Here is a 25702-nt window from a genome sequence, read left to right as displayed (position 1 = left end):
TTTAATTCAGAATAATTTGCTAACTGAATCTAGTATATTGAAGGACAAACTAATATTTATAATAACTTAATGGACATTAGCAAGATACATAACATTTTTGTCATAAAATGCAACGTTCACGAAATAAAATAAGGAGTTATTTAGAAAGAAAATCTTAAAAATAAAAAAGTTTTATACATAGTGGGAATGCTTTAATATGACCAAAGTATTGTAATATTCATCATTGCTTTAAATGCTATATTTTGAAATAACTTTTGGTACAAAAAACACAATAAAAAAAACATATTAATTGGAAATGTCACATGCAAGTTTTTTGCATGTGACATTGTTTTTGTCTGCCTTGTAATAAAATAGTTGTATTAATAAATTTTAAAAAAATGAAAGGAGACTTTAAAATTATATGAAAAATTTAGAAAAATATATTTGTGTTTTTGACAAATATCGAAAAGAAAATAAATATCAACATTTTAAAATCGAAGAGAATTACAACACTATCTTGAAAATGCAAGGAGCTCTTGAGTCGCATCGAAAATTAAGATCAGACCAAATAGATCTAGAACAACTTTATAATATTTTACAAGAACTTTCTGAAGGCTTCTCAATCCAAGAAGTAGCCAAGATTTTTGATAGAGACATTCGAAGTATAAAAAGTAAAATCCAAATTATTACAAATCGCAGACTACTTAGTTTAGATAAACAAAATCGCTATGTTTGTCCTAAGTGCTCAAAAAGAGTAATGCGTGTTAAAACCCTTAATTTTACTAAACTATACGAACATTTATTAGGTTATTCATTTTCGCGACTCTTTTTTGTAAGTGATGCAATTAAAGAGAAATGAAAGGCCTACAGAAAATATTGGTATAGTGAACTTAATACATACAATAAAAATAGAAACAAAAAGAATTTGCAGCAAAAAGAAGTTAAGAAATCAGTTACCTATCTTGTTAATTCTTTTAAAAAATTATCCCCTGATGAATTTGCTCCTTCGCCTAGTACAATTTATAAAATAATTAAAAAATACCCTTATTTCCTTGATTTTGACCATATTGTTAAAAAATCTGAAGGCAAATATGGCATAAGGAAGCAAAAACAAACCAAACCTAAAACATTAAAATATGCTACAGAAATTTCAAAACGTCCAGCTTATATTAATGATCGCTCTGAACACGGCCATTTTGAATTAGACACCGTTATTGGTAAAATCAATGATACATATTGTATTGTAACCATAATTGAACGGCAAACCAGAATGTCTTATGCTATGCTCTCAAAACGCAACTCCAAAGCTATCAAACAAACTCTTGTCAAACTAATCAAGAAACATAACTTAGACATTAAAACTTTAACTGTTGATAATGGTAGTGAGAATGTATTATTGCACCAGGTCATTCCAACTGAAAGATTATTTAAATGCCAACCATATAGTTCATGACAAAAAGGTTCAATAGAAAATATGCACCGCTTAATTAGGTATTACATTCCCAAAGGAAAAAGCTTAGATAAATACTCTCAGCAAGAAATTGATTATATGATGGATAAAATAAATAACTACCGACAAGTTGTACGGCAATATAAGATAACCTAAAAATTTTTTAAATCCCCCGCCTTTGATTGCAATCAAAGGGGCCTTACTTTTGACAAAAGTAAGCAAAACCGCCGAGAAAACACTGCCGTGTTTTCTGTTTTCTCATACATTTTTTTATATAAAAATTATGTTAAAATTAAAAGACAATTATTTTGTTAATATCTCGCAAGTGACTTTTCCAAAAAAGAAATAAAAAAAACATATTAGAAATATTTACATAAACTATAAATTATGTTATAATAGCAAAGCATTATAACAGCAGCTTATTATAGCTTAAGGGTAAACCTAATTTTAACGTTTTTATTTTGTTAGTAAAGAAGCTGAATTTAATTGAACACATTAAGTTAAAATTAATTTAAGATAGAAATAAGCCCTCTTAAAATAGTGCACAATAAGAAAAGAGGAATAAATATGTCAAGATATACAGGACCTGTATTTAAAAAATCTCGTCGTTTAGGTTTTTCTATCCTTGAAAGTGGCAAAGAATTTGCTAAAGGTAAGAAAAGAACATATGCTCCTGGACAACACGGGAATAAAAGAGTTAAATTATCAGATTACGGATTACACTTATATGAAAAACAAAAAGTTAAACATTTATTTGGTGTAAGCGAAAAACAATTGCGTAAAACCTTCCAAAAAGCTATTAAATTAAAAGGTGTTACAGGTACTAACTTACTTCAACTTTTAGAAGTTCGTTTAGATAATTTAGTTTACAGAGCAGGATTTGCTTCAACTAGAAGACAAGCTCGTCAATTAGTTAACCATGGACACTTTACTTTAAATGGAAAAAAGGCTAACATTCCATCAATTTTAGTTTCACTTGGTGATTCAATTGAGTTAAAAGAAAAATCACGTAACAACAAGCAAATTACAGAATCATTGGCAACTAATCAAGCAGCTGCTTGATTAACAAGAAAAGACTTTGTGTTTAAATTAGATAGATTACCAGAAAGAACTGAAATTCATCAAGAAATTAAAGATGCCTTGATTGTTGAGTTCTATTCTAAATAATAACTAAGTAAGGAATCTAATGAAAAAAAATCTTCACCCAGAATATCACGAAGTTCAAATTGCTTGTTCAACATGTGCTACTAAATTTACTTTTAAATCAGTTAGAAAAAACTTTTCAGTTGATGTTTGTTCAGGATGTCATGCAGTCTTTACTGGAAATAGAACCCAAGTAAAAGCTACCGGAAGAATTGATAAATTTAACAGACGTTTACAAAAAATGTCTAAATAATATAAACTAGCATAAGCTAGTTTTTTATTTTAACGTTTCTAATTAAAATACAAATAGTTTTATTTACAATATCAAGAGAATATATTAAAATACTAAATTTTCTCATAAACCTAATATAATTTAATTGTTTTTTGGAAAAGTCACTTGCGAGATGTTAACAAAATAATTGTCTTTTAATTTTAACATAATTTTTAGATAAAAAAATGTATGCGAAAACAGAAAACGCGGCAGTGTTTTCTCGTTGGTTTTGCTTACTTTTGCCAAAAGTAAGGCCCCTTTGATTGCAATCAAAGGCGGGGGATTAAAAAAGTTTTTAGGTTATCTTATATTGCCTTACAACTTGCCGATAGTTATTTATTTTTTCCATCATATAATCAATTTCTTGCTGAGAGTATTTATCTAAGCTTTTTCCTTTGGGAATGTAATACCTAATTAAGCGGTGCATATTTTCTATTGAACCTTTTTGTCATGAACTATATGGTTGGCATTTAAATAATCTTTCAGTTGGAATTACCTCGTGCAATAAGACATTTTCACTACCATTATCAACTGTTAAAGTTTTAATGTCTAAGTTATGTTTCTTGATTAGTTTGACAAGAGTTTGTTTTATAGCTTTGGAGTTGCGTTTTGAGAGCATAGCATAAGACATTCTGGTTTGCCGTTCAATTATCGTCACAATACAATATGTATCATTGATTTTACCAATAACGGTGTCTAATTCAAAATGGCCGTGTTCAGAGCGATCATTAATATAAGCTGGACGCTTTGAAATTTCTGTAGCATATTTTAATGTTTTAGGTTTGGTTTGCTTGTTCTTCCTTATGCCATATTTGCCTTCAGATTTTTTAACAATATGGTCAAAGTCAAGGAAATAAGGGTATTTTTTGATTATTTTATAAATTGAACTAGGTGAAGGAGCAAATTCATCAGGGGATAATTTTTTAAAAGAATTTACAAGATAGGTAACTGATTTCTTAACTTCTTTTTGCTGCAAATTCTTTTTATTTCTATTTTTATTGTATGTATTAAGTTCACTATACCAATATTTTCTGTAGGCCTTTCATTTCTCTTTAATTGCATCACTTACAAAAAAGAGTCGCGAAAATGAATAGCCTAATAAATGTTCGTATAGTTTAGTAAAATTAAGGGTTTTAACCCGCATTACTCTTTTTGAACACTTAGGACAAACATAACGATTTTGTTTATCTAAACTAAGTGGTCTGCGATTTGTAATAATTTCGATTTTGCTTTTTATACTTCGAATGTCTCTATCAAAAATCTTGGCGACTTCTTGGATTGAGAAGCCTTCAGAAAGTTCTTGTAAAATATTATAAAGTTGTTCTAGATCGATTTGATCTGATCGTAATTTTCGTTGTGTCCCAAGAGCTCCTTGCATTTTCAAGATAGTGTTGTAATTCTCTTCAATTTTAAAATGTTGATATTTATTTTCTTTTCGATATTTGTCAAAAACACAAATATATTTTTCTAAATTTTTCATATAATTTTAAGGTCTCCTTTATTTTTTGAAAAATTATTAATACAACTATTTTATTACAAGGCAGACAAAAACAATGTCACATGCAAAAAAACTTGCATGTGACATTTCCAATTAATAAATATAATTTAATTGTATGTATTCGAATTTCAATTAATCATAACTAACATACATACACCTATTTTAAATATTTTAAATTATATGGAGATATATGCAACAAAAATATGACATAGTTATTATTGGTGGAGGAATTATTGGATCAGTGATTGCTTATGAACTATCACAATATAAACTCAAAACCATTTTACTAGAAAGAAATCCGCTTTTTGCGGACGAAACATCAAAAGGTAATTCTGGAGCAATTCATGGTGGCTTTGATCCTGAACCACACAAACTTGAAGCTCGTTTAAATGTTTTAGGAAACCAGCTTTGACGTGAAAAAATCTTTAAGGACTTAGAATTTCCAAGAGTACAAGCTGATTCATTAATTTTAGCCTTTAACGAAGAAGAAATGCAACACGTTCATATGCTGTATGAAAGAGGTTTAACTAATAAAGTTCCACAAGAATATTTAAAAATAATTGATAGAGATGAAGTATTAAGACGTGAACCTAATGTTAATCCTAAAGTAGTTGGTGCCTTACTTTGCACTAGTTCTTGGGCAATTGATCCAGTTAGAGCTAGTTATGCTTTTTTAGGAGCTAGTGAGCAAAATGGAACAACTTTAAGTAAAAATTCTGAAGTAGTTAATATTCAATATCAAAATGATGAATTTACTATAACATTAAAAAATGGAACAATATTAAGATCTGATGTTGTGGTTAATGCAGCAGGACATTATGCTGATGTATTGGCTGAAAAAGCAGGATATGGAGATTTTAAACAAAAAACCCGCCGCGGAGAATATCGAATTTTAAGCCGAAGTGAAGCAGGTATTGTTAAATCAATTTGCTTTAAAGTGCCAACTATCCACGGAAAGGGAGTAATCGTTGCTCCTATGTTAGATGGCAGAATCTTAGTAGGTCCTACTGCACAAGAAAATGTACCAAAAGATGAAACGAGACTTGTAACTAAAGAAAAATTTGATTATATTGGTCAAATTGGTACTGAAATAATTCCAAGTTTACGAATTGACAAAACTGAGCTTACATTAGCTGGCTCAAGGCCAATTGACGTTGAAACTAATGATTTTGTAATTAGGTCAGCGAAAGATAATAAAAAGTTTATTAATGCTGCTGGAATGCAATCACCAGCTATTGCCTCTGCTCCTGCCATTGCACTCGAAATAGTGAAATTAGTTCAAGAAGCAGGAATTATCTTAGAAAAAAACCCAAACTATAATCCAAAATTTAAAATTCAATTTTAAGGAGTTTAAATGAACAATAAATACGTTATTACACTTGATTCAGGAACGACATCATGTCGTACACTTGTAATTAATCACCAAGGGCAAATTGTGGCAAGTAGCCAAGTTGAATTTGATCAACATTTTCCAAAATCTGGGTGAGTAGAACATGACCCACTTCAAATTTGGAATGTGCAACTTTCAACTATGCAATCTGCAAAGCATAAAGCAAAAATTAAATCTCATGACATCGTTGCCCTTGGCATCACCAACCAACGTGAAACTGTAGTTTTATGAGATAAAGAAACAGGTTTACCAGTATACAATGCAATTGTATGGCAAGACCGTCGTACAAGTGATTATTGTGAGACATTATTAGACACTGAGTGAGCTCAAAAAATCACAGATAAAACAGGACTAATTATTAACCCTTACTTTAGTGGTACAAAAATTAGATGAATTTTACAAAATGTGCCTGAAGCTAAGGAAAAATTAGCTGAAGGAAAACTATTAGCAGGTACCATAGATACTTGATTAATCTGAAAATTAACTGATGGAAAAGTACATGCCACAGATGTTTCAAATGCCTCAAGAACCATGCTATACAATATTCATACTCTAGATTGAGATCAAGAAATTTTAGATCTTTTTGAAATTCCTAAATCAATCTTACCAGAAGTAAAATCTTCGTCAGAACACTATGGAATTGTAACCCCAACTTTATGATCAAATAAAGCGCTTGGTGAAGTACCAATTACCGGTGTAGCTGGTGATCAACAATCAGCTTTATTTGGTCAAATGTGCACGGAAGTAGGAATGGTAAAAAATACTTATGGAACAGGATGTTTTACATTAGTAAATACCGGTACTACTGCTATTAAATCACAAAATAAATTATTAACAACTATTGCTTGAAAACTTGGTAATCAGCCAACAGTTTATGCATTAGAAGGTTCAGTTTTTATTGCTGGAGCAGCAATTCAATGATTAAGAGATTCAATTAGAATAATTTATAATTCAGCTGAATCAGATTTCTTTGCCTCATTAGTAAACGATGATCAAAGAGTTTATGTAGTGCCTTCATTTACAGGGCTTGGTGCACCATATTGAGATTCAAATTCACGTGGAGCTATTTTTGGTTTAGAACGTGGAACTAAACGTGAACATTTAGTTAAAGCAACGCTTGATTCAATTGCTTACCAATCAAATGATTTAATTCAAGCAATGCAAAAAGATTTAGGTAAACCAATTATTCAATTAAAAGTAGATGGTGGAGCATCAAAATCAAATTACTTAATGCAATTCCAAGCATCTATTTCGAATGTAAAAGTAGAAAGACCTTCAAATACTGAAACTACTGGACTAGGTGCTTCATACCTTGCTGGTTTAGCTGTGGGGTATTGAAAGAGTATTGAAGAAGTTAAAAAACTTAACCAACCTGATAGGGTTTTTGAACCTAATTTAACCAAACAAGAAACAGATAATCTCCTTAAAGGATGAGAATTATCTGTTAAGAAAACTTTAAATTGAACTAAAGATTTAGAATAGGAAAATGTATGTTATATTTATCAGAATTTATTGGAACAATGCTTCTTATTATTCTTGGTAATGGTGTAGTGTACAGCGTTTCAGGGAAACGCATGTTTGCTAATCAACCAGGAAAATGAATCGTTATTGCACTTGCATGAGGTTTAGCAGTGCTTGTTGCGGCTACCGTTGGCGTTGCAATGGGTGGTCCTGCTCATTTAAACCCAGCGGTGACAATCTTTTCGCTAGTTTCAAATAGTTTTAAAAATGCCAAAGAACTAGCTTATATTCCATTGCAAATTTTAGGTGCAATGGTTGGACAAATCATTCTTAACTTTATAAATTGAAAACACATTCAAGAAACTGACCTTGGTTCAGTACGGGGAGCTCACTGCACTGGTCCAGCTTATGACAATTTCAAAGAAAAAGCGGCTATCTTTAACTTTGCATATGAATTAGTTGGAACACTTTTATTAGTTGGTGTTATTTTAGCTTTAGGAAGCAAGAACCTTATTACTTTTGGATGAGCTCAAGGTCCATTACCTGTTGCATTATTAGTTATGGTAATTGGAATGTCACTTGGATCATCAACAGGTTATGCAATTAACCCAGCTAGGGACTTAGGACCTAGAATTGTTTATTTATTAATGGAAAAAACAGTCTTAGCACCACGTAAAAAAGAACATGTTGGAGCTAACTGATCATACTCATGAGTACCAGTTGCAGCGCCAATGCTTGGTGGAATATTAATTGGTGCAATTGCGCTTGCAGTTTAACAAAAATAAGATAAAATTAAATTTGTGCATTTTACCCTGCACAAATTTATTCATGTTTAGAGGAAAAATCAATGTCTTTTATTTATAAAAATTTAAATTTTAAGGCATAAAGTCTATACGTGAAAGTTATTACTTATATGATAGAACAGAGGTTAAATTTTGAAGATAAATTTATCTAAAGCAAAAATGATCATTAAGTCAATTCACCAAGAATTGACTGATCAATTAGATTATATTACACAATTAGATCTAGTAACAGGCGATGGGGACCATGGATCTAATATTTTAAGAGGTTTTGATGCTTGCATCGAACTTGATGCAAGCAATCAAACTTTAGAAAGCTACTTTGCTAGCCTTGGTAAAATGTTAATGACAAAGGTGGGCGGCGCAAGTGGTCCTTTATATGGAATGTCATTTTTAAATGCTTCGAAAGCTTTTGCCAACTTAGAAGTTATTTCATGAGATGCATTTAAAAACTTTACAAAAAGCTTTGCAAATACTTTAGAAACTTTAGGAAAAGTAAAATTAAATGATAAAACAATGTATGATATTTGAAGACCTTTTAGCATAAAAGTATTTGAATATAATGATTTTAATTCAAAGCTAAGAACTGACTTATTAGCATACTTAGAAAACCTTGTTGAAGCAACTAAAGATATGGTTGCTTCGCGGGGAAGAGCTGCTTATTTAAAAGGTCATTCAACAGGATCTATTGATCCTGGTGCATACACCACAGCAATTATTTTAAAAAACTTTGTAAGGGAACTTTAAAGTATGGCTAAAGCTAAATTATTTATTTTAATTAGTCATTATCAAAAATTAGCATTAACACTAGCTGAATATTTAACTAAGATGTTGCCTCTTAACAGCGAGTTTGTTAAAATTGAAGCATTGGGTGGTGTAAATAATGGCCAAGAATTAGGTACAGAACCAATGCAAATTTATGAATTAATTCAAGTTAATCCAAAATTTGAGGAAATTTTTATTTTTTCTGACCTTGGTTCAGCTACTTTGGGCGCTGAGTCAATAGCAATGCTTTTGCCAGATAAAAAGATTCATGTTGCTAAAGGAGCATTTGTGGAAAATACCTTTGGAGCATATGTTTTAGCTAATTCTGGTGCAGGTTTTGATGAAATAGTTCAAGCTTCACATGAACCATTAGCTAAATAATATAAAAAATAAACATCATAACTAAATTTGATGTTTATTTTTCTATTTTTTGCTTTTTGGCTTTATTTTTTTTTTTTTTGTTTTAAAAAATTTTAATATAATTTATATGTTAGTTTGAAAAATCTTAATAAATTTAAATACTTTAAAAGTAAACAGGAGTACAAATGACAAAAAAACAATGAATATTATTAGGTGGTGGGCTTGCCTTAGGTGCAGCAGTAGTAACTACTGCAACTATTATTGCGGTTACTAGCACAAATAAAACTAATACCCAAACAAACCCACAACCTGAACAACAATTTACAGTAAATAACAATTTAATTTTAAGTAAAACTGTAAGTTCCTTAACAACAAATGATGAATCAGCTCTTAATGCAGCTTTATCAGCATTTGCATCTTTATCACCAGAGAACCAAGCTAACTTGGTTAGTGAAAAAGTTAAGTTAGATCAATTAAAATACCAAATGGCTGATTTAAAGAAATTAGAATCTTTTAGAGCAACTCATAAAACAATTTTAGCTAAAACTAAATCTAATGTTACTGTTGCTGATCGTAGCCTTGTTGAAGCAGGATATACAGCGTATTATTCTATCTTAGGCGAAGTTTCTGATGCTACAACTAAATTAGCTGCTGAAAAAACTAAGTTAGATGATTTATCAGCAAAAATTAGAGAATTAGAAACTGAACAAAATAAGAGCCAAGCATATACTAATGAAGCTGATGAATTCAAAAGAGTTAATGCTAAAATACTTGCTAAAACAAAAGCAAACGTTGCAATTAGCGATAAAAACGAAGTGGATTTTGCAATTAATTGATATGATGGTTTCGCAGCATCAATTAAAAGTATGTTAACAAACGAACATACCAGGTTGCAAGAATTAAAAACCCAAATTGCAACTTTAGAACAAGAAACTAAATATCGCGAAGATCACAGTGTTATTTTAAAAGAAACTGAAGAAGGTTTAATTTTAAAACTCAAAGACCTAGTATCTTCAGCCCTTAGCGATTATGAATCATTAAATGCTGATAATAAAACAAAGCTTGCTAGTGAAAAACTATTATTAGAAAAATTAAGTGCCCAAGTTACTAAACTTGAAACTTTAAAAGCAGAAGTAACTAGTGCTTACCAAACTAGAATTTTAATCCAAGAGAAAAAACAAGAGTTTGAAACAAATGTTAATGACGATAAAACCTTGGATCAATATAATCAGCTTAACGATTCAATTGAACCTTACTTAACATCAATTTATGAAACTACCAAACAAAAAATAACTAGTGAGCTAGGAGATACAACCGAAGCTAAAGAATTATTAACTAAAGCTGAAGAAATTAATAAAAAACCAACTTGAAATGATCAGGAAATGAAAGATCTTGAAAAAGAGGTGGAGAAAGCTAAGGAAAAACAAAATAGTCAAGAGTATAAACTAATTCAAGATGTTATGCTTAAAAAACCAACAATTGATCAACATAAAAATGAAATTCTATTTTATCTAAATTATGGAACTGATGGATCAAAAATTAATGAATTTGCAAATAAATTTGTTAAAGTAAAAGTAGTTATAAATCAAAATAATGAAGAATTCGTTCAAGAGACTACACAATCAATTAAAAGTCCGAAATGGGAAAGTGATGATTTAGTAGAAAGACTTAAGATTAGATCGGGTACTAAAGTAGATTTAGGAAAATGAAAAGAGGATAAAAATCAAAAAACTGAAAGTAGTATTCCAAAAAGTTCAGAAACTAATAAAAGTAAAAATGGTACAGAAAGAAATGAATCTACTAATGCTACTAATGCTACTAATGCTCAGTTCACTGCCACTATTTACTTTAAAGACGAAAATGACAAAGAGTATCTATACGAAGTTATAACTCATAATCCAGAAACTAAATCAGACCAACCAGGAGCTGCTGCTGCTTCATAAGATACGCTAATAAATTTTCTAAAATAACGGATTTAGCCCGTTATTTTTAATCATATTTTTATTTTTTTAGTATAATGTAAATTATTTAAAATTTATATTATCAAGGAGAAATTTGAAAAAAATTGTTTTAATTGTTATTGATGGTTTAGGTCTTAGAAAACAAACCCAAGGCAATGGCTTTGCGCTAGCTAAGACCCCAACATTTGACCATCTCTTTACAACTTACCCTAATTCTATTATTCAAGCTTCAGGAGAGGCCGTGGGGTTACCTGAAGGTCAAATGGGTAATTCTGAAGTAGGTCATTTAAATATTGGTGCCGGTACTATTGTTTATACCGGACTATCATTAATTAAAAAAGCTTTAGCTGATGGAACTTACAAAGACACTAAAGCATTTGTTGATGTTTTTCAAGATGTTTTGAAAAACAATACCACATTACATTTAATGGGATTATTATCACCTGGTGGCGTTCACTCATTAGAAGATCATTTATTTGAGTTATTACATGCTGCATATAATTATGGACTTAAAAAAGTCTCAGTTCATGTCTTTGGTGACGGTAGGGATGTAGCACCTCGCTCAATTAAAGAATCATTAAGCAAATTACAATTAATTTGTGATAAATATGGTTATAAAATAGCATCAATTTCTGGTAGATTTTATGCTATGGATCGAGATAAAATGTTTGATAGAGTATTTCAAGCTTATGATGCTATTTTGGGAAATGCAAAAGTAAGTTATATTGATCCTGTAACTTATGTTCAAGATCAATATAAACAAGAGATCTCTGATGAATTCTTTATTCCAGCTATTAACCAAACTTTAAACCAAGATTATTTTGTTAAAGATTATGACTCAATTATTTTCTTTAATTTTAGACCAGACAGAGCACGTCAACTAACCCATTTATTTATTAATTCAAACTTATATGATGTTAAAGCGCCAAATCAAGTAAAAATTAATAAATTTGCTTCAATGATGAAGTATGAAGGCTTAGATACATTAATTGCTTTTAGTGAAATGGATATTCCAATGCCAATTGGAAAAGTTTTAGAATTAGAAAATAAAAGTCAGCTAAGAATTGCAGAAACCCAAAAATATGCACATGTAACTTTCTTTATGGATGGGGGAAAAGATATTGAGTTTAAAAACTCAAAGCGTATTATGGTCGATTCTTTAAAAGTTGAATCTTATGCAAAAGCTCCCCATATGTCAGCAGAAGGAATTACTGATCAACTGCTAGAAAATGCTTTAAATTATGATTTAACGATTATGAACTATGCAAACCCTGATATGGTTGGTCATACTGGCGATTTACAGGCTACTATTAAAGCTATTGAATTTTTAGATAGTCAATTTGCTCGTATCTTAGAATGAGCAAATAAAAACAATGTAACTGTTTTTATTACAGCTGATCATGGTAATGCTGAAATTACAGAAGATGAACAGGGCAATCCAGCTACAAAACATACCAGCAGCCCCGTTATGTTAATTTGTAGTGATAAAAGCATTAAACTAAAAAATGGTATTTTGGCTAATGTTGCCCCAACAGTTCTAGATTATATGGGTATTAGAAAACCTAAAGAAATGGACCAGGATTCACTATTAATTAAGTATTAAAAAGATAGATTTTAAAAATCTATCTTTTTTAACAAATAAATTAATTTAGTTCATAGTTGAACATGATATTATAGATATAAAAAGTCCGACATTTAAATGTCGGCTTTTGTTGAATTTAATCTATGATTTTTGCCCGTGATCTCAAAGAACTTTTTCCCCAGTATCAATGTTAAGCAATGATATGGTTCAGCTTTTTGGATCTAGAGTTGTCTTTGTGTTTGTGAAAGTTGTTTTAACTTTTAAGACGTAGTCGCTTCCTTCATTTTTAATTCCTCAAGCAGAATCATTATAGTTGAAGATTTGTTTAGTCTCAGTTAAAATATCTCCATCTGCTGCTGTAATTTGAATTTCAAAATGTGTATATTTTTTTTGTAGTTCCTGGATTTTGTTATTATCAGTAACTAACTTAAATTTCCATTCTTGAGTATTTGATTCAAATTCAGGTTTAGCTATTAATACAGACTCAATAAAGTCTCTTTTATCTTTTAATTCCCCGGATTTTTCCTTAGCTTTCTCCACCTCTTTTTCAAGATCTTTCATTTCCTGATCATTTCAAGTTGGTTTTTTATTAATTTCTTCAGCTTTAGTTAATAATTCTTTAGCTTCGGTTGTATCTCCTAGCTCACTAGTTATTTTTTGTTTGGTAGTTTCATAAATTGATGTTAAGTAAGGTTCAATTGAATCGTTAAGCTGATTATATTGATCCAAGGTTTTATCGTCATTAACATTTGTTTCAAACTCTTGTTTTTTCTCTTGGATTAAAATTCTAGTTTGGTAAGCACTAGTTACTTCTGCTTTTAAAGTTTCAAGTTTAGTAACTTGGGCACTTAATTTTTCTAATAATAGTTTTTCACTAGCAAGCTTTGTTTTATTATCAGCATTTAATGATTCATAATCGCTAAGGGCTGAAGATACTAGGTCTTTGAGTTAATAATATAAAAAAAGATAGATTTAAATCTATCTTTTTAAAATTAAGAATAAAAAACTTATTGTATTATATGGCGGGGGTTAAAGGAATCGAACCCTTACTTGCAGTTTTGGAGACTGTAGCACTGCCATTATACTAAACCCCCGTTTAGTAATATAATTATATACTATTATTATAAATTTAATAATAGTATTTTATTTGCTGCTTGATATTTGTCCAATGACAACTATTTAGGTCCATATATAAATCCCATGGAAAGTGAACTAATTTAATTAAAATATGGTATAAATTATTTATGAGAATCAAACATAACATAGATAAGTACAAAAACTTAACAAACTACGAACTAAAAAAACAGCAATCTCTCATATTAATTGCTACTAATATTGAAAAATCTTTATCGCAACTTAGTTTAATTACAAAGCTCAGTGTATCAACTGTGAAAAGATATAAAAAAATAATAAAAAGTAATCGAGAAATTGACATCAGTCATAAAAATAAAAATCAACAAAGAAGTTGCAAAGTTACCGATTCAGAAATTGAATTAGTGTTTAAAGATTATTTAAAAACATGTGAAATTATTTTAAATAGCGTTCTAACAAATAACCAACTTTCGTTTAAAAGTTATTATTATTCAGAATATGGTTCTTTTATAAGGCAAAAAATTTCTTACAAAACTTTGGTAAGAAGATTCAACCAATTAGGATTATTTAATATACATGCAACCAAAAGAGGAAGAAAAATAGCAAAATTATCAAAGAAGAAAACTTCACAAGATAAACATGGACAGCAAAATTTAACATTTTAGTTATTTATAATTCCATAGCAAATTGCTGTGGAGTTTTTCAGTTTAAGTTTGATTGAATTCGGTCATTGTTGTACCAAATTACATATTCTTGTATCATATCATTAAGTTCATTAAATGTTATTTTTGAATAATCTAAATCATTTAATAATTCAGTTTTAATGATTCCAAACCAATATTCAATTTCTCGATTATCAAGAGAATTTCCCACTCTTGATAACGAAATAATCCCACCAAGATTTTTAACTTCTTTAATATATTGATGATGTGTATATTGAAAGCCATGATCTGAGTGAATGATAAAGTTTTTGTATTTGTATTGCTTTAATGAATTTAAATTGTCTAAAACTAGTTCTAGATTATTACTTTTTGATAATTTAAAACCAACAATTTGTTTAGTTTTATGAGACAAAATTGCAGACAAATAAACGTGTGATTCTAACACATCTTTTGGCGCTTTTATATATGAAACATCAGTTGCATAAATATTTCGATTGTTTTGATCATTATAATCACGATTTACGAAGTTATCAATCTGAGTAGATAGATTTTTAATTTCTTTTCGTTTTGATTTTTGTCTAAGCTTACATTTTAGGCCTAAAAGGTTCATATATCTCCCTAATGAACGTTCGTTTATATCTATTTTGTATTTTTTAGATATGTAAACACTTAGTTTTAACCTTCCATATCTTGACTTTGTTTCTGCGAACGATTTTTCGATTACATCACTATATTTAGGGAGTTTTTGTGCAATTTTAATATTTTGAGTTTTAGAAATTGTTTGTCTAGAAATGCCAAAAACTTCTGCAAGCTTAACATAACTTATACTAAAACTTTTAGATTCAATAACTTTCTTACTTTTAGGTAATTCGTTGGTAATTTCATAATATCTTTTAGCTATTTGTAACAAATCATCACGATCAAAAATATCTCAATTTGGTTCTCTTTTCGTCTTAGGTTTGCCGCTTCCTTTTTTACGGCTTTCACCTTTCTTTGTCTGCAATAAGTCTTCCATACCTAAATTATAATACTTAATTATTTTATTAATTCTAACTTTTACACTATTTCTTTGTAAGTTTTTTGTTTCTGGTGATATTTGGTAAATAGCTTGGAAAGCACCTGGGAAACCTGATTTTTGATATTCTTCATATATTTTTGCAAATTCTTCTTTCTTTAAATGTCTTGACATAATTTATCCTTTCAAAAAAATTCTTCGTTGGTACCAACGAATGGTAACAGAAAAGCTAACATTTACATGTTAACTTTTCTGTCCGGCTTTAAGAGACAACATTGCTATTAAAAAAATATTATAAACAAATTAAACAAAATGAAAAACAAAGACAAGTTTTGGGTCTAAAGAAAAATTTAGAATTTGGTGAAATTGTTGAAATCGATGCTCAGCTTGAACCATATTTAAAAAATAATAAACCATTCTATCTTTATCATGCAATTGATGTTGCCACTGGAACATTATTAGCAGCATGATTTGAAGAACAAGAGACAACATTAGGATATCAAAGACTGTTAGAAATAGTATTTAAGAAATATGGATTTATAGTGAACCCCACAAGTTGGACCAAATCAATTGGTAAAACTTAGGGGGTTTTTATTATGAAGTTAAAATTAGAAGATAAACTAAAGATTATAAAACTATATAAAACTGGTAAGACTAGCAAACAAATTGCAGAAATTTTTAATGTAAATATGCGTACAATTCAGTTTATAAAGCATTTGTACAACCTCCACGGATTACACATATTTACAGAAAAAAATAAACGACGAAACTTCAGTCCTAACTTTAAATTAGAAATTGTTAAGCAAGTATTAAATGGTAAACCCATCCGCTCTTTGGAAGCAGAACTATTAATTAATACTGGAATAATTAATTCATGAATGAAAAAATTTAAATTATTTGGGTATAATGGTCTTATAAATAAAAAGAAAGGTAAAATGCCAATGACCATGCCAAAGAATAATAACCCAAAACAAGATAAAACATTATCTAGAATTAAAGAACTCTAAGAAAGAAATGCCCAGCTTGAAATGGAGGTAGACCTCTTAAAAAAATTGAGAGCCTTGGTTCAACAAAGGACAGAGCAACCAAACAAGAAAAAGCAAAAGTAATATTTGAATCAAGGCATAAATATAAATTAAGATTAATGCTAGACTTTTTCCAATTAGCAAAGTCAACATACTTTTATATTGTTCAAAGTTTTTCAAAAAATGATAAAGATTTTGATTTAAAACAAGTAATAACGAATATTTTTAATGAGAATAAATCCCGTTATGGATATCGAAGAATTTGTTTAGAACTAAGAAATAGAGGTTATATTATTAACCATAAATAAAGCCGGACAGAAAAGTTAACATGTAAATGTTAGCTTTTCTGTTACCATTCGTTGGTACCAACGAAGAATTTTTTTGAAAGGATAAATTATGTCAAGACATTTAAAGAAAGAAGAATTTGCAAAAATATATGAAGAATATCAAAAATCAGGTTTCCCAGGTGCTTTCCAAGCTATTTACCAAATATCACCAGAAACAAAAAACTTACAAAGAAATAGTGTAAAAGTTAGAATTAATAAAATAATTAAGTATTATAATTTAGGTATGGAAGACTTATTGCAGACAAAGAAAGGTGAAAGCCGTAAAAAAGGAAGCGGCAAACCTAAGACGAAAAGAGAACCAAATTGAGATATTTTTGATCGTGATGATTTGTTACAAATAGCTAAAAGATATTATGAAATTACCAACGAATTACCTAAAAGTAAGAAAGTTATTGAATCTAAAAGTTTTAGTATAAGTTATGTTAAGCTTGCAGAAGTTTTTGGCATTTCTAGACAAACAATTTCTAAAACTCAAAATATTAAAATTGCACAAAAACTCCCTAAATATAGTGATGTAATCGAAAAATCGTTCGCAGAAACAAAGTCAAGATATGGAAGGTTAAAACTAAGTGTTTACATATCTAAAAAATACAAAATAGATATAAACGAACGTTCATTAGGGAGATATATGAACCTTTTAGGCCTAAAATGTAAGCTTAGACAAAAATCAAAACGAAAAGAAATTAAAAATCTATCTACTCAGATTGATAACTTCGTAAATCGTGATTATAATGATCAAAACAATCGAAATATTTATGCAACTGATGTTTCATATATAAAAGCGCCAAAAGATGTGTTAGAATCACACGTTTATTTGTCTGCAATTTTGTCTCATAAAACTAAACAAATTGTTGGTTTTAAATTATCAAAAAGTAATAATCTAGAACTAGTTTTAGACAATTTAAATTCATTAAAGCAATACAAATACAAAAACTTTATCATTCACTCAGATCATGGCTTTCAATATACACATCATCAATATATTAAAGAAGTTAAAAATCTTGGTGGGATTATTTCGTTATCAAGAGTGGGAAATTCTCTTGATAATCGAGAAATTGAATATTGGTTTGGAATCATTAAAACTGAATTATTAAATGATTTAGATTATTCAAAAATAACATTTAATGAACTTAATGATATGATACAAGAATATGTAATTTGGTACAACAATGACCGAATTCAATCAAACTTAAACTGAAAAACTCCACAGCAATTTGCTATGGAATTATAAATAACTAAAATGTTAAATTTTGCTGTCCATGTTTATAAAAGGGTTAAAAGATTGATGAAATTACTTAATTTATTTGGTTTACAGCCAAAATCAAAATATAAATCATATAAAGGTGAAATTGGGAAGATTTGTAATAACTTACTCCTTACAAGGATTGTTGACAAAAAGAATCATAATACTTATTACGAACGAAATTTCAAAACCACAAAATTGAATCAAACTTGAAGCACTGATGTTTCTGAATTCAAAATAGCAAGTGGAAAACGATATTTATCACCAATTATAGATGTACATAACCGCGAAGTTGTTTCATACGCAATTTCAAAAAGTCCTAATTTTGAACAAGTGAATCAAATGCTAAATAAAGCTTTTAAAAAGTATAAAAATCTTAATGGTTTAATTTTACATTCTGACCAGGGATGGCAATATCAAATGAAACAATATCGTGACAAATTAAGTAAAAGAGGTATTAAACAAAGTATGTCGCGAAAGGGAAATTGCTATGATAATTGTGTTATTGAAATATTTTTTGGAACCATGAAAAACGAAATGTTTTATGGTCATGAAAAAGAATTCAAAACTCTAGAAGACTTAGAAAAAGCGATGCGCAAGTATATAAATTATTACAACAAAAAACGAATTATCACAAAATTAAAAGGACTGACACCTTTAGGATATAGGCATCAATCCTTAAATTAATTTTAGTCCAATTTTATGGGTTCACTATATTTCCAAAGAAAATTTATACTGATAAAAGAAGAACTTTTTGGGGAAACGAAAACACACAAACAATTTTTGAAAAATATTTAAATAAAAAAGGAATAGAAGTACTCAGTTCATCTAATCCCAAACATAAACCACACGCTGAGAGATCTTTTAGAACATCATTAGACCAATACCCATTATTAATTCATGAAAACGGATATAAAGATATTAACGATTTAAAGCAAAACAACGAAGTATTTCAAAATTATTACAACACAAGGAATAAAAAAATAATTTCTAAACATAATGTCTTTCAAAAAGAAGGAAAGAAAAACGGCAATTGAGCCGTTGATTTAGAGATTAATAGAAAAGTTTTAAATGGTGTTGTTAGATACCAAGGTAAAAACCTTGCAGCTTTCGATATGCATGACAAAAGGATTATATTTCCTTATAATTCTGATGTTGTGTTAGTACATTCTTCTGATGATAATTTGTATTTTAAATATAATGGAAAAAAATACTTTGCCAAAGAACCTAATGGAAAATATCTAAGCTTTACAGAAATGTGAGCTCTTGAGAAAGGTTTAGACTATTCTATCCCTGCCGTTGGAAAACTAGCATTTATCCATAAGAAGACAAACTCATTTTTTAAAACTCTTGAATTATACATCTCAAAGTTTAATAGTGCCACTGCGCATGCACAAGGAAATAACCTTGAAGCCAATAAGATTATGGCTGAGTATTTAGAGATACTTCGAACATTACACAGAAGCATCAATGATGAAATAAAAATTGATGCATATTAATTTTAATATTTTTTAATAAAAAAGAGAATAATAAAAATAGAAAACGCGGGCACTGTTTTTTGGAAAAGTCACTTGCGAGATATTAACAAAATAATTGCGTTTTAATTTTAACATAAATTTTACATAAAAAATGTATGCGAAAACAGAAAACACGGCAGTGTTTTCTCGTCGGTTTTGCTTACTTTTGCCAAAAGTAAGGCTCCTTTGATTGCAATCAAAGGCGGGGGATTAAAAAAATTTTAGGTTATCTTATATTTCCGGACAACTTGCCGATAGTTATTTATTTTTTCCATCATATAATCAATTTCTTGCTGAGAGTATTTATCTAAGCTTTTTCCTTTGGGAATGTAATACCTAATTAAGCGGTGCATATTTTCTATTGAACCTTTTTGTCATGAACTATATGGTTGGCATTTAAATAGTCTTTCAGTTGGAATAACCTGGTGCAATAAGACATTTTCACTACCATTATCAACTGTTAAAGTTTTAATGTCTAAGTTATGTTTCTTGATTAGTTTTAGAAGAGTTTGTTTGATAGCTTTGGAGTTGCGTTTTGAGAGCATAGCATAAGACATTCTGGTTTGCCGTTCAATTATCGTCACAATACAATATGTATCATTGATTTTACCAATAACGGTGTCTAATTCAAAATGACCATGTTCCAAGCGATCATTAATATAAGCTGGACGTTTTGAAATTTCTGTAGCATATTTTAATGTTTTAGGTTTGGTTTGTTTTTTCTTCCTTATGCCATATTTGCCTTCAGATTTTTTAACAATATGGTCAAAATCAAGGAAATAAGGGTATTTTTTGATTATTTTATAAATTGAACTAGGTGAAGGAGCAAATTCATCAGGGGATAATTTTTTAAAAGAATTCACAAGATAGGTAACTGATTTCTTAACTTCTTTTTGCTGCAAGTTCTTTTTATTTCTATTTTTATTGTATGTGTTAAGTTCACTATACCAATATTTTCTGTAGGCCTTTCATTTCTCTTTAATTGTATCACTTACAAAAAAGAGTCGCGAAAATGAATAGCCTAATAAATGTTCGTATAGTTTACTAAAATTAAGGGTTTTAACCCACATTACTCTTTTTGAACACTTAGCACAAACATAGCGATTTTGTTTATCTAAACTAAGTGGTCTGCGATTTGTAATAATTTGGATTTTGCTTTTTATACTTCGAATGTCTCTATCAAAAATCTTGGCTACTTCTTGGATTGAGAAGCCTTCAGAAAGTTCTTGTAAAATATTATAAAGTTGTTCTAGATCGATTTGATCTGATCGTAATTTTCGATGCGACTCAAGAGCTCCTTGCATTTTCAAGATAGTATTATGATTCTCTTCGATTTTAAAATGTTGATATTTATTTTCTTTTTGATATTTGTCAAAAACACAAATATATTTTTCTAAATTTTTCATATAATTTTAAAGTCTCCTTTCATTTTTTTAAAATTTATTAATACAACTATTTTATTACAAGGCAGACAAAAACAATGTCACATGCAAAAAACTTGCATGTGACATTTCCAATTAATAAAAACGCGGGCACGTGTTTTCTGGAAGTTTTGCTTACTTTTTAAAAAGTAAGGCCCCCTTGATTGCAATCAAAGGGGGGGGTTAAAAATCTTTTTGCATCATTTTGAAATTTTGTAGTTAATTTAATGATATACATAATTATGTCTTGATTTTTTAGACAGTAAAAACATCAAAAAATATATAAATTTTCCAATTTAGTTGCCAAAGAAGAAAAAAAATTTTTTTTCTTTGTTTTTTCGTTATCTTTTATTGCAACAAAGGAATCCATAATATAAATCAAAAAATAAAAAAAGATTAACCCCAACAGTCTGGGCAAAAAATTAAAAAAGTAGTGCAAAAAAGTAGTTATTCTACAAATTTAATAATAGTATTTTATTTGCTGCTTGATATTATATATATTTATCAGAAAGTGTTTTAATAATATATTTAACTATATATTGATTTTTAATTTACATATAAAACAAGTTGAGATTGTTAATTTTCATTTTAAAAATCATAATAATATCTAAATATTCGTGTTTTACACATTTGATAACTATTAATAAACTAATTTAATTTAGCTTATTAATTGGAAATGTCACATGCAAGTTTTTTTGCATGTGACATTGTTTTTGTCTGCCTTGTAATAAAATAGTTGTATTAATAAATTTTAAAAAAATGAAAGGAGACCTTAAAATTATATGAAAAATTTAGAAAAATATATTTGTGTTTTTGACAAATATCGAAAAGAAAATAAATATCAACATTTTAAAATTGAAGAGAATTACAACACTATCTTGAAAATGCAAGGAGCTCTTGAGTCGCATCGAAAATTACGATCAGATCAAATCGATCTAGAACAACTTTTTAATATTTTACAAGAACTTTCTGAAGGCTTCTCAATCCAAGAAGTAGCTAAGATTTCTAACAGAGACATTCGAAGTATAAAAAGTAAAATCCAAATTATTACAAATCGCAAACCACTTAGTTTAGATAAACACAATCGCTATGTTTGTGCTAAGTGTTCAAAAAGAGTAATGCGGGTTAAAACCCTTAATTTTACTAAACTATACGAACATTTATTAGGTTATTCATTTTCGCGACTCTTTTGTTTTTTGGAAAAGTCACACGCGAGATATTAACAAAATAATTGTCTTTTAATTTTAACATAATTTTTAGATAAAAAAATGTATGAGAAAACAGAAAACACAGCAGTGTTTTCTCGTCGGTTTTGCTTACTTTTGCCAAAAGTAAGGCCCCTTTGATTGCAATCAAAGGCGGGGGATTAAAAAAATTTTAGGTTATCTTATATTGCCGGACAACTTGTCGATAGTTATTTATTTTTTCCATCATATAATCAATTTCTTGCTGAGAGTATTTATCTAAGCTTTTTCCTTTGGGAATGTAATACCTAATTAAGCGGTGCATATTTTCTATTGAACCTTTTTGTCATGAACTATATGGTTGGCATTTAAATAATCTTTCAGTTGGAATAACCTGGTGCAATAAGACATTTTCACTACCATTATCAACTGTTAAAGTTTTAATGTCTAAGTCATGTTTCTTGATTAGTTTTAGAAGAGTTTGTTTGATAGCTTTGGAGTTACGTTTTGAGAGCATAGCATAAGACATTCTGGTTTGCCGTTCAATTATGGTCACAATACAATATGTATCATTGATTTTACCAATAACGGTGTCTAATTCAAAATGGCCGTGTTCAGAGCGATCATTAATATAAGCTGGACGTTTCGAAATTTCTGTAGCATATTTTAATGTTTTAGGTTTAGTTTGCTTCTTCTTTCTTATGCCATATTTGCCTTCAGATTTTTTAACAATATGGTCAAAATCAAGGAAATAAGGGTATTTTTTGATTATTTTATAAATTGTACTAGGTGAAGGAGCAAATTCATCATGGGATAATTTTTTAAAAGAATTCACAAGATAGGTAACTGATTTCTTAACTTCTTTTTGCTGCAAATTCTTTTTATTTCTATTTTTATTGTATGTATTAAGCTCACTATACCAATATTTTCTGTAGGCCTTTCATTTCTCTTTAATTGTATCACTTACAAAAAAGAGTCGCGAAAATGAATAACCTAATAAATGTTCGTATAGTTTAGTAAAATTAAGGGTTTTAACCCACATTACTCTTTTTGAACACTTAGGACAAACATAGCGATTTTGTTTATCTAAACTAAGTGGTTTGCGATTTGTAATAATTTTAATTTTACTTTTTATACTTCGAATGTCTCTATCAAAAATCTTAGCTACTTCTTGGATTGAGAAGCCTTCAGAAAGTTCTTGTAAAATATTATAAAGTTGTTCTAGATCGATTTGATCTGATCTTAATTTTCGTTGTGTCCCAAGAGCTCCTTGCATTTTCAAGATAGTGTTGTAATTCTCTTCGATTTTAAAATGTTGATATTTATTTTCTTTTCGATATTTGTCAAAAACACAAATATATTTTTCTAAATTTTTCATATAATTTTAAGGTCTCCTTTATTTTTTGAAAAATTATCAATACAACTATTTTATTACAAGGCAGACAAAAACAATGTCACATGCAAAAAACTTGCATGTGACATTTCCAATTAATATTCGCGACTCTTTTTTGTAAGTGATGCAATTAAAGAGAAATGAAAGGCCTACAGAAAATATTGGTATAGTGAGCTTAATACATACAATAAAAATAGAAATAAAAAGAATTTGCAGCAAAAAGAAGTTAAGAAATCAGTTACCTATCTTGTGAATTCTTTTAAAAAATTATCCCCTGATGAATTTGCTCCTTCACCTAGTACAATTTATAAAATAATCAAAAAATACCCTTATTTCCTTGAATTTGACCACATTGTTAAAAAATCTGAAGGCAAATATGGCATAAGGAAGAAAAAACAAACCAAACCTAAAACATTAAAATATGCTACAGAAATTTCAAAACGTCCAGCTTATATTAATGATCGCTCTGAACACGGCCATTTTGAATTAGACACCGTTATTGGTAAAATCAATGATACATATTGTATTGTGACCATAATTGAACGGCAAACCAGAATGTCTTATGCTATGCTCTCAAAACGCAACTCCAAAGCTACAAAACAAACTCTTCTCAAACTAATCAAGAAACATAACTTAGACATTAAAACTTTAACAGTTGATAATGGTAGTGAAAATGTCTTATTGCACCAGGTTATTCCAACTGAAAGACTATTTAAATGCCAACCATATAGTTCATGACAAAAAGGTTCAATAGAAAATATGCACCGCTTAATTAGGTATTACATTCCCAAAGGAAAAAGCTTAGATAAATACTCTCAGCAAGAAATTGATTATATGATGGAAAAAATAAATAACTATCGACAAGTTGTACGGCAATATAAGATAACCTAAAATTTTTTTTAATCCCGCGCCTTTGATTGCAATCAAAGGGGCCTTACTTTTGGCAAAAGTAAGCAAAACCGACGAGAAAACACTGCCGTGTTTTCTGTTTTCGCATACATTTTTTTATCTAAAAATTATGTTAAAATTAAAAGACAATTATTTTGTTAACATCTCGCAAGTGACTTTTCCAAAAAACAATTTAATTTAGCTATTAATACTAACATAAATTTTTACAACAAAATGGTATAATATGAGCATGAAAAAAGTGTCTAATAAAATCTTGAAATTTAATTTAAATGACATATCATTTTTTCCAAGGTGAACCTTAAAAAAAATGGCCTTTGTTTCAATTTTAATTGCAATATCGGTAAGTTTTTCGATTGTGGTTGTACAAATTATGCCATTTGTCATTATTCCTTCTTTTAAGATTGGTTTTATTAGTTTACCAATAAAAATAACCGGATTTATTTTTGGACCTTGGACAGGATTATTCGTTGGGTTAATTAGTGATTTTTTATCGATCTTATTTGTCCCCCCCGTGGGTTATAATTTACTCTATACAGTAGCTGCTGGCGTTAATGGATTTATTCCGGGAGTTTTTAGTGTTTACTTCTTATACTTTTTAAAAGAGGCTTTTGAATCTAATTATGCTAAAGATAAATTAAATAAAAAAATTAACTTGCTTGGAGTAAAATACCAAAAAGCAGTTTTAGATAATGACCAAGATAAAATTAATAAATATTCTTTATTAATTTTAAAATATGACCAAAAGATTCAGAATATTATTAATAATAAAAGTCAAAAAACTTTAATGAATGTGAATTTATTTGTTTCGCTTGCTTTTTTAATTTTATCATTAGGAATTGTCTTATCAATTGTATTTTATTCGCCGCAACGTGTTATTGATCGTTCATTTATTAAGGATAAAAATATTTTACTTGCTTTAATGTCGTTTGGTTCGTTAACAATGGTAGTTTTTGTAATCTTTGGTAGATTTAAATTTAAACCAAAGTTTTACAATGTTTTATTACCAATCATTTCTTTTAGTGCTATTTTGGAATTAGCAAATTTACCAATTTTATCATATGCTGACTTATATTCATTTGGTGGATCTAACAAAGAAGATGTGTTTGTTTGATTAACTCAACATGTTCTACTCAGCCCAATTAAAATTTATTTCAATATTTTTGTAATTTATTTTGCATATTTAATTATTAGTGGATTAATTAACAAAAATTCTGAATTATCATATAAATAAACA

At 28.9% G+C, this 25702-nt stretch carries 25 protein-coding genes and 1 tRNA gene; 20 read left to right on the top strand and 6 right to left on the bottom strand.

Going from position 1 to position 25702, the window contains the following annotated elements; genetic code table 4:
• Positions 1 to 400 precede the first annotated feature (400 nt).
• The 3 genes from AC0B4N_RS03450 (at position 401) to rpmE (ending at position 2825) form a co-directional block, all read left to right on the top strand.
• On the top strand, positions 401 to 1585 hold the full coding sequence (locus AC0B4N_RS03450) for an IS30 family transposase (RefSeq protein WP_465101920.1): 1185 nt from the start codon (positions 401 to 403) through the stop codon (positions 1583 to 1585).
• A gap of 411 nt (positions 1586 to 1996) precedes the next feature.
• Complete coding sequence (gene rpsD / locus AC0B4N_RS03445) at positions 1997 to 2596, top strand: 30S ribosomal protein S4 (RefSeq protein ID WP_465101645.1); 600 nt, start codon at positions 1997 to 1999, stop codon at positions 2594 to 2596.
• A 19-nt stretch (positions 2597 to 2615) separates the two neighbouring features.
• The gene (gene rpmE, locus AC0B4N_RS03440) at positions 2616 to 2825 is read left to right on the top strand and encodes a 50S ribosomal protein L31 (RefSeq protein ID WP_465101644.1); all 210 of its coding nucleotides are present in this window, start codon (positions 2616 to 2618) and stop codon (positions 2823 to 2825) included.
• 313 nt (positions 2826 to 3138) lie between these two features.
• Here the strand turns inward: rpmE and AC0B4N_RS03435 are convergent, their stop codons facing one another.
• On the bottom strand, positions 3139 to 4323 hold the full coding sequence (locus AC0B4N_RS03435) for an IS30 family transposase (RefSeq protein ID WP_465102455.1): 1185 nt from the start codon (positions 4321 to 4323) through the stop codon (positions 3139 to 3141).
• Positions 4324 to 4531: 208 nt separating this feature from the next.
• Here AC0B4N_RS03435 and glpO point away from each other — a divergent pair, with 208 nt between their 5' ends.
• From glpO to gpmI, 7 genes are all read left to right on the top strand, one after another.
• On the top strand, positions 4532 to 5686 hold the full coding sequence (gene glpO, locus AC0B4N_RS03430; protein ID WP_465102454.1) for a type 2 glycerol-3-phosphate oxidase: 1155 nt from the start codon (positions 4532 to 4534) through the stop codon (positions 5684 to 5686).
• Between the two features lie 9 nt (positions 5687 to 5695).
• Positions 5696 to 7213 carry a glycerol kinase GlpK gene (gene glpK, locus AC0B4N_RS03425; RefSeq protein ID WP_465102453.1) on the top strand — a complete coding sequence of 506 codons (1518 nt, stop codon included), beginning with the start codon at positions 5696 to 5698 and terminating at the stop codon, positions 7211 to 7213.
• 8 nt (positions 7214 to 7221) lie between these two features.
• Positions 7222 to 7968, top strand: a complete 747-nt coding sequence (locus AC0B4N_RS03420) for an MIP/aquaporin family protein (RefSeq protein ID WP_465102452.1) — start codon at positions 7222 to 7224, stop codon at positions 7966 to 7968.
• Positions 7969 to 8127: 159 nt separating this feature from the next.
• Positions 8128 to 8739, top strand: coding sequence for a dihydroxyacetone kinase subunit DhaL (gene dhaL / locus AC0B4N_RS03415; protein ID WP_465102451.1), 612 nt, complete (start codon positions 8128 to 8130; stop codon positions 8737 to 8739).
• A gap of 3 nt (positions 8740 to 8742) precedes the next feature.
• Positions 8743 to 9138, top strand: coding sequence for a PTS sugar transporter subunit IIA domain-containing protein (locus tag AC0B4N_RS03410; RefSeq protein WP_465102450.1), 396 nt, complete (start codon positions 8743 to 8745; stop codon positions 9136 to 9138).
• 164 nt (positions 9139 to 9302) lie between these two features.
• Positions 9303 to 11060: a hypothetical protein gene (locus tag AC0B4N_RS03405; protein ID WP_465102449.1), complete on the top strand. Its 1758-nt coding sequence runs from the start codon at positions 9303 to 9305 to the stop codon at positions 11058 to 11060.
• A gap of 112 nt (positions 11061 to 11172) precedes the next feature.
• Positions 11173 to 12681, top strand: a complete 1509-nt coding sequence (gene gpmI / locus AC0B4N_RS03400) for a 2,3-bisphosphoglycerate-independent phosphoglycerate mutase (RefSeq protein WP_465102448.1) — start codon at positions 11173 to 11175, stop codon at positions 12679 to 12681.
• A 120-nt stretch (positions 12682 to 12801) separates the two neighbouring features.
• On the opposite strand, the gene AC0B4N_RS03395 is transcribed toward gpmI, so the two are convergent.
• Positions 12802 to 13389, bottom strand: coding sequence for a hypothetical protein (locus AC0B4N_RS03395; protein WP_465102447.1), 588 nt, complete (start codon positions 13387 to 13389; stop codon positions 12802 to 12804).
• A 291-nt stretch (positions 13390 to 13680) separates the two neighbouring features.
• Positions 13681 to 13754 (bottom strand) — tRNA-Trp (locus AC0B4N_RS03390).
• Positions 13755 to 13904: 150 nt separating this feature from the next.
• Between AC0B4N_RS03390 and AC0B4N_RS03385 the strand changes: the two genes are divergently transcribed.
• The gene (locus AC0B4N_RS03385; RefSeq protein ID WP_465102446.1) at positions 13905 to 14417 is read left to right on the top strand and encodes a hypothetical protein; all 513 of its coding nucleotides are present in this window, start codon (positions 13905 to 13907) and stop codon (positions 14415 to 14417) included.
• Positions 14418 to 14421: 4 nt separating this feature from the next.
• Here the strand turns inward: AC0B4N_RS03385 and AC0B4N_RS03380 are convergent, their stop codons facing one another.
• Positions 14422 to 15603, bottom strand: coding sequence for an IS3 family transposase (locus tag AC0B4N_RS03380; protein ID WP_465101581.1), 1182 nt, complete (start codon positions 15601 to 15603; stop codon positions 14422 to 14424).
• 101 nt (positions 15604 to 15704) lie between these two features.
• Here AC0B4N_RS03380 and AC0B4N_RS03375 point away from each other — a divergent pair, with 101 nt between their 5' ends.
• The 6 genes from AC0B4N_RS03375 to AC0B4N_RS03350 all read left to right on the top strand — a co-directional run bounded on the left by AC0B4N_RS03375 (position 15705) and on the right by AC0B4N_RS03350 (position 19543).
• The gene (locus tag AC0B4N_RS03375; RefSeq protein WP_465102445.1) at positions 15705 to 16013 is read left to right on the top strand and encodes a hypothetical protein; all 309 of its coding nucleotides are present in this window, start codon (positions 15705 to 15707) and stop codon (positions 16011 to 16013) included.
• Between the two features lie 12 nt (positions 16014 to 16025).
• Entirely contained in the window at positions 16026 to 16436 is a 411-nt protein-coding gene (locus AC0B4N_RS03370) for a transposase (protein ID WP_465102444.1), read from the top strand.
• 137 nt (positions 16437 to 16573) lie between these two features.
• Complete coding sequence (locus AC0B4N_RS03365) at positions 16574 to 16762, top strand: IS3 family transposase (protein ID WP_465102443.1); 189 nt, start codon at positions 16574 to 16576, stop codon at positions 16760 to 16762.
• Positions 16763 to 16850: 88 nt separating this feature from the next.
• Positions 16851 to 18032 carry an IS3 family transposase gene (locus tag AC0B4N_RS03360; protein WP_465101581.1) on the top strand — a complete coding sequence of 394 codons (1182 nt, stop codon included), beginning with the start codon at positions 16851 to 16853 and terminating at the stop codon, positions 18030 to 18032.
• Between the two features lie 9 nt (positions 18033 to 18041).
• The gene (locus AC0B4N_RS03355; protein WP_465102442.1) at positions 18042 to 18731 is read left to right on the top strand and encodes an IS3 family transposase; all 690 of its coding nucleotides are present in this window, start codon (positions 18042 to 18044) and stop codon (positions 18729 to 18731) included.
• A 428-nt stretch (positions 18732 to 19159) separates the two neighbouring features.
• Positions 19160 to 19543, top strand: a complete 384-nt coding sequence (locus AC0B4N_RS03350) for a hypothetical protein (protein WP_465102441.1) — start codon at positions 19160 to 19162, stop codon at positions 19541 to 19543.
• 239 nt (positions 19544 to 19782) lie between these two features.
• Here AC0B4N_RS03350 and AC0B4N_RS03345 read toward each other — a convergent pair whose 3' ends face one another.
• The gene (locus AC0B4N_RS03345; RefSeq protein ID WP_465102118.1) at positions 19783 to 20967 is read right to left on the bottom strand and encodes an IS30 family transposase; all 1185 of its coding nucleotides are present in this window, start codon (positions 20965 to 20967) and stop codon (positions 19783 to 19785) included.
• 797 nt (positions 20968 to 21764) lie between these two features.
• Between AC0B4N_RS03345 and AC0B4N_RS03340 the strand changes: the two genes are divergently transcribed.
• Positions 21765 to 22205 (top strand): hypothetical protein, encoded by a 441-nt coding sequence (locus tag AC0B4N_RS03340; protein WP_465102440.1) that lies wholly within the window; start codon positions 21765 to 21767, stop codon positions 22203 to 22205.
• A gap of 154 nt (positions 22206 to 22359) precedes the next feature.
• Here the strand turns inward: AC0B4N_RS03340 and AC0B4N_RS03335 are convergent, their stop codons facing one another.
• The gene (locus AC0B4N_RS03335) at positions 22360 to 23544 is read right to left on the bottom strand and encodes an IS30 family transposase (RefSeq protein WP_465102283.1); all 1185 of its coding nucleotides are present in this window, start codon (positions 23542 to 23544) and stop codon (positions 22360 to 22362) included.
• Positions 23545 to 23769: 225 nt separating this feature from the next.
• Here AC0B4N_RS03335 and AC0B4N_RS03330 point away from each other — a divergent pair, with 225 nt between their 5' ends.
• Positions 23770 to 24450 carry an IS30 family transposase gene (locus tag AC0B4N_RS03330; protein ID WP_465102439.1) on the top strand — a complete coding sequence of 227 codons (681 nt, stop codon included), beginning with the start codon at positions 23770 to 23772 and terminating at the stop codon, positions 24448 to 24450.
• 247 nt (positions 24451 to 24697) lie between these two features.
• Positions 24698 to 25699, top strand: a complete 1002-nt coding sequence (locus AC0B4N_RS03325; RefSeq protein ID WP_465102438.1) for an ECF transporter S component — start codon at positions 24698 to 24700, stop codon at positions 25697 to 25699.
• Positions 25700 to 25702 lie beyond the last annotated feature (3 nt).

This window comes from Mycoplasma sp. 13536, from assembly GCF_055523495.1.
The sequence above is the reverse complement of the archived record's forward strand: the minus strand, read 5'-3'. Positions and strand labels throughout refer to the sequence as shown.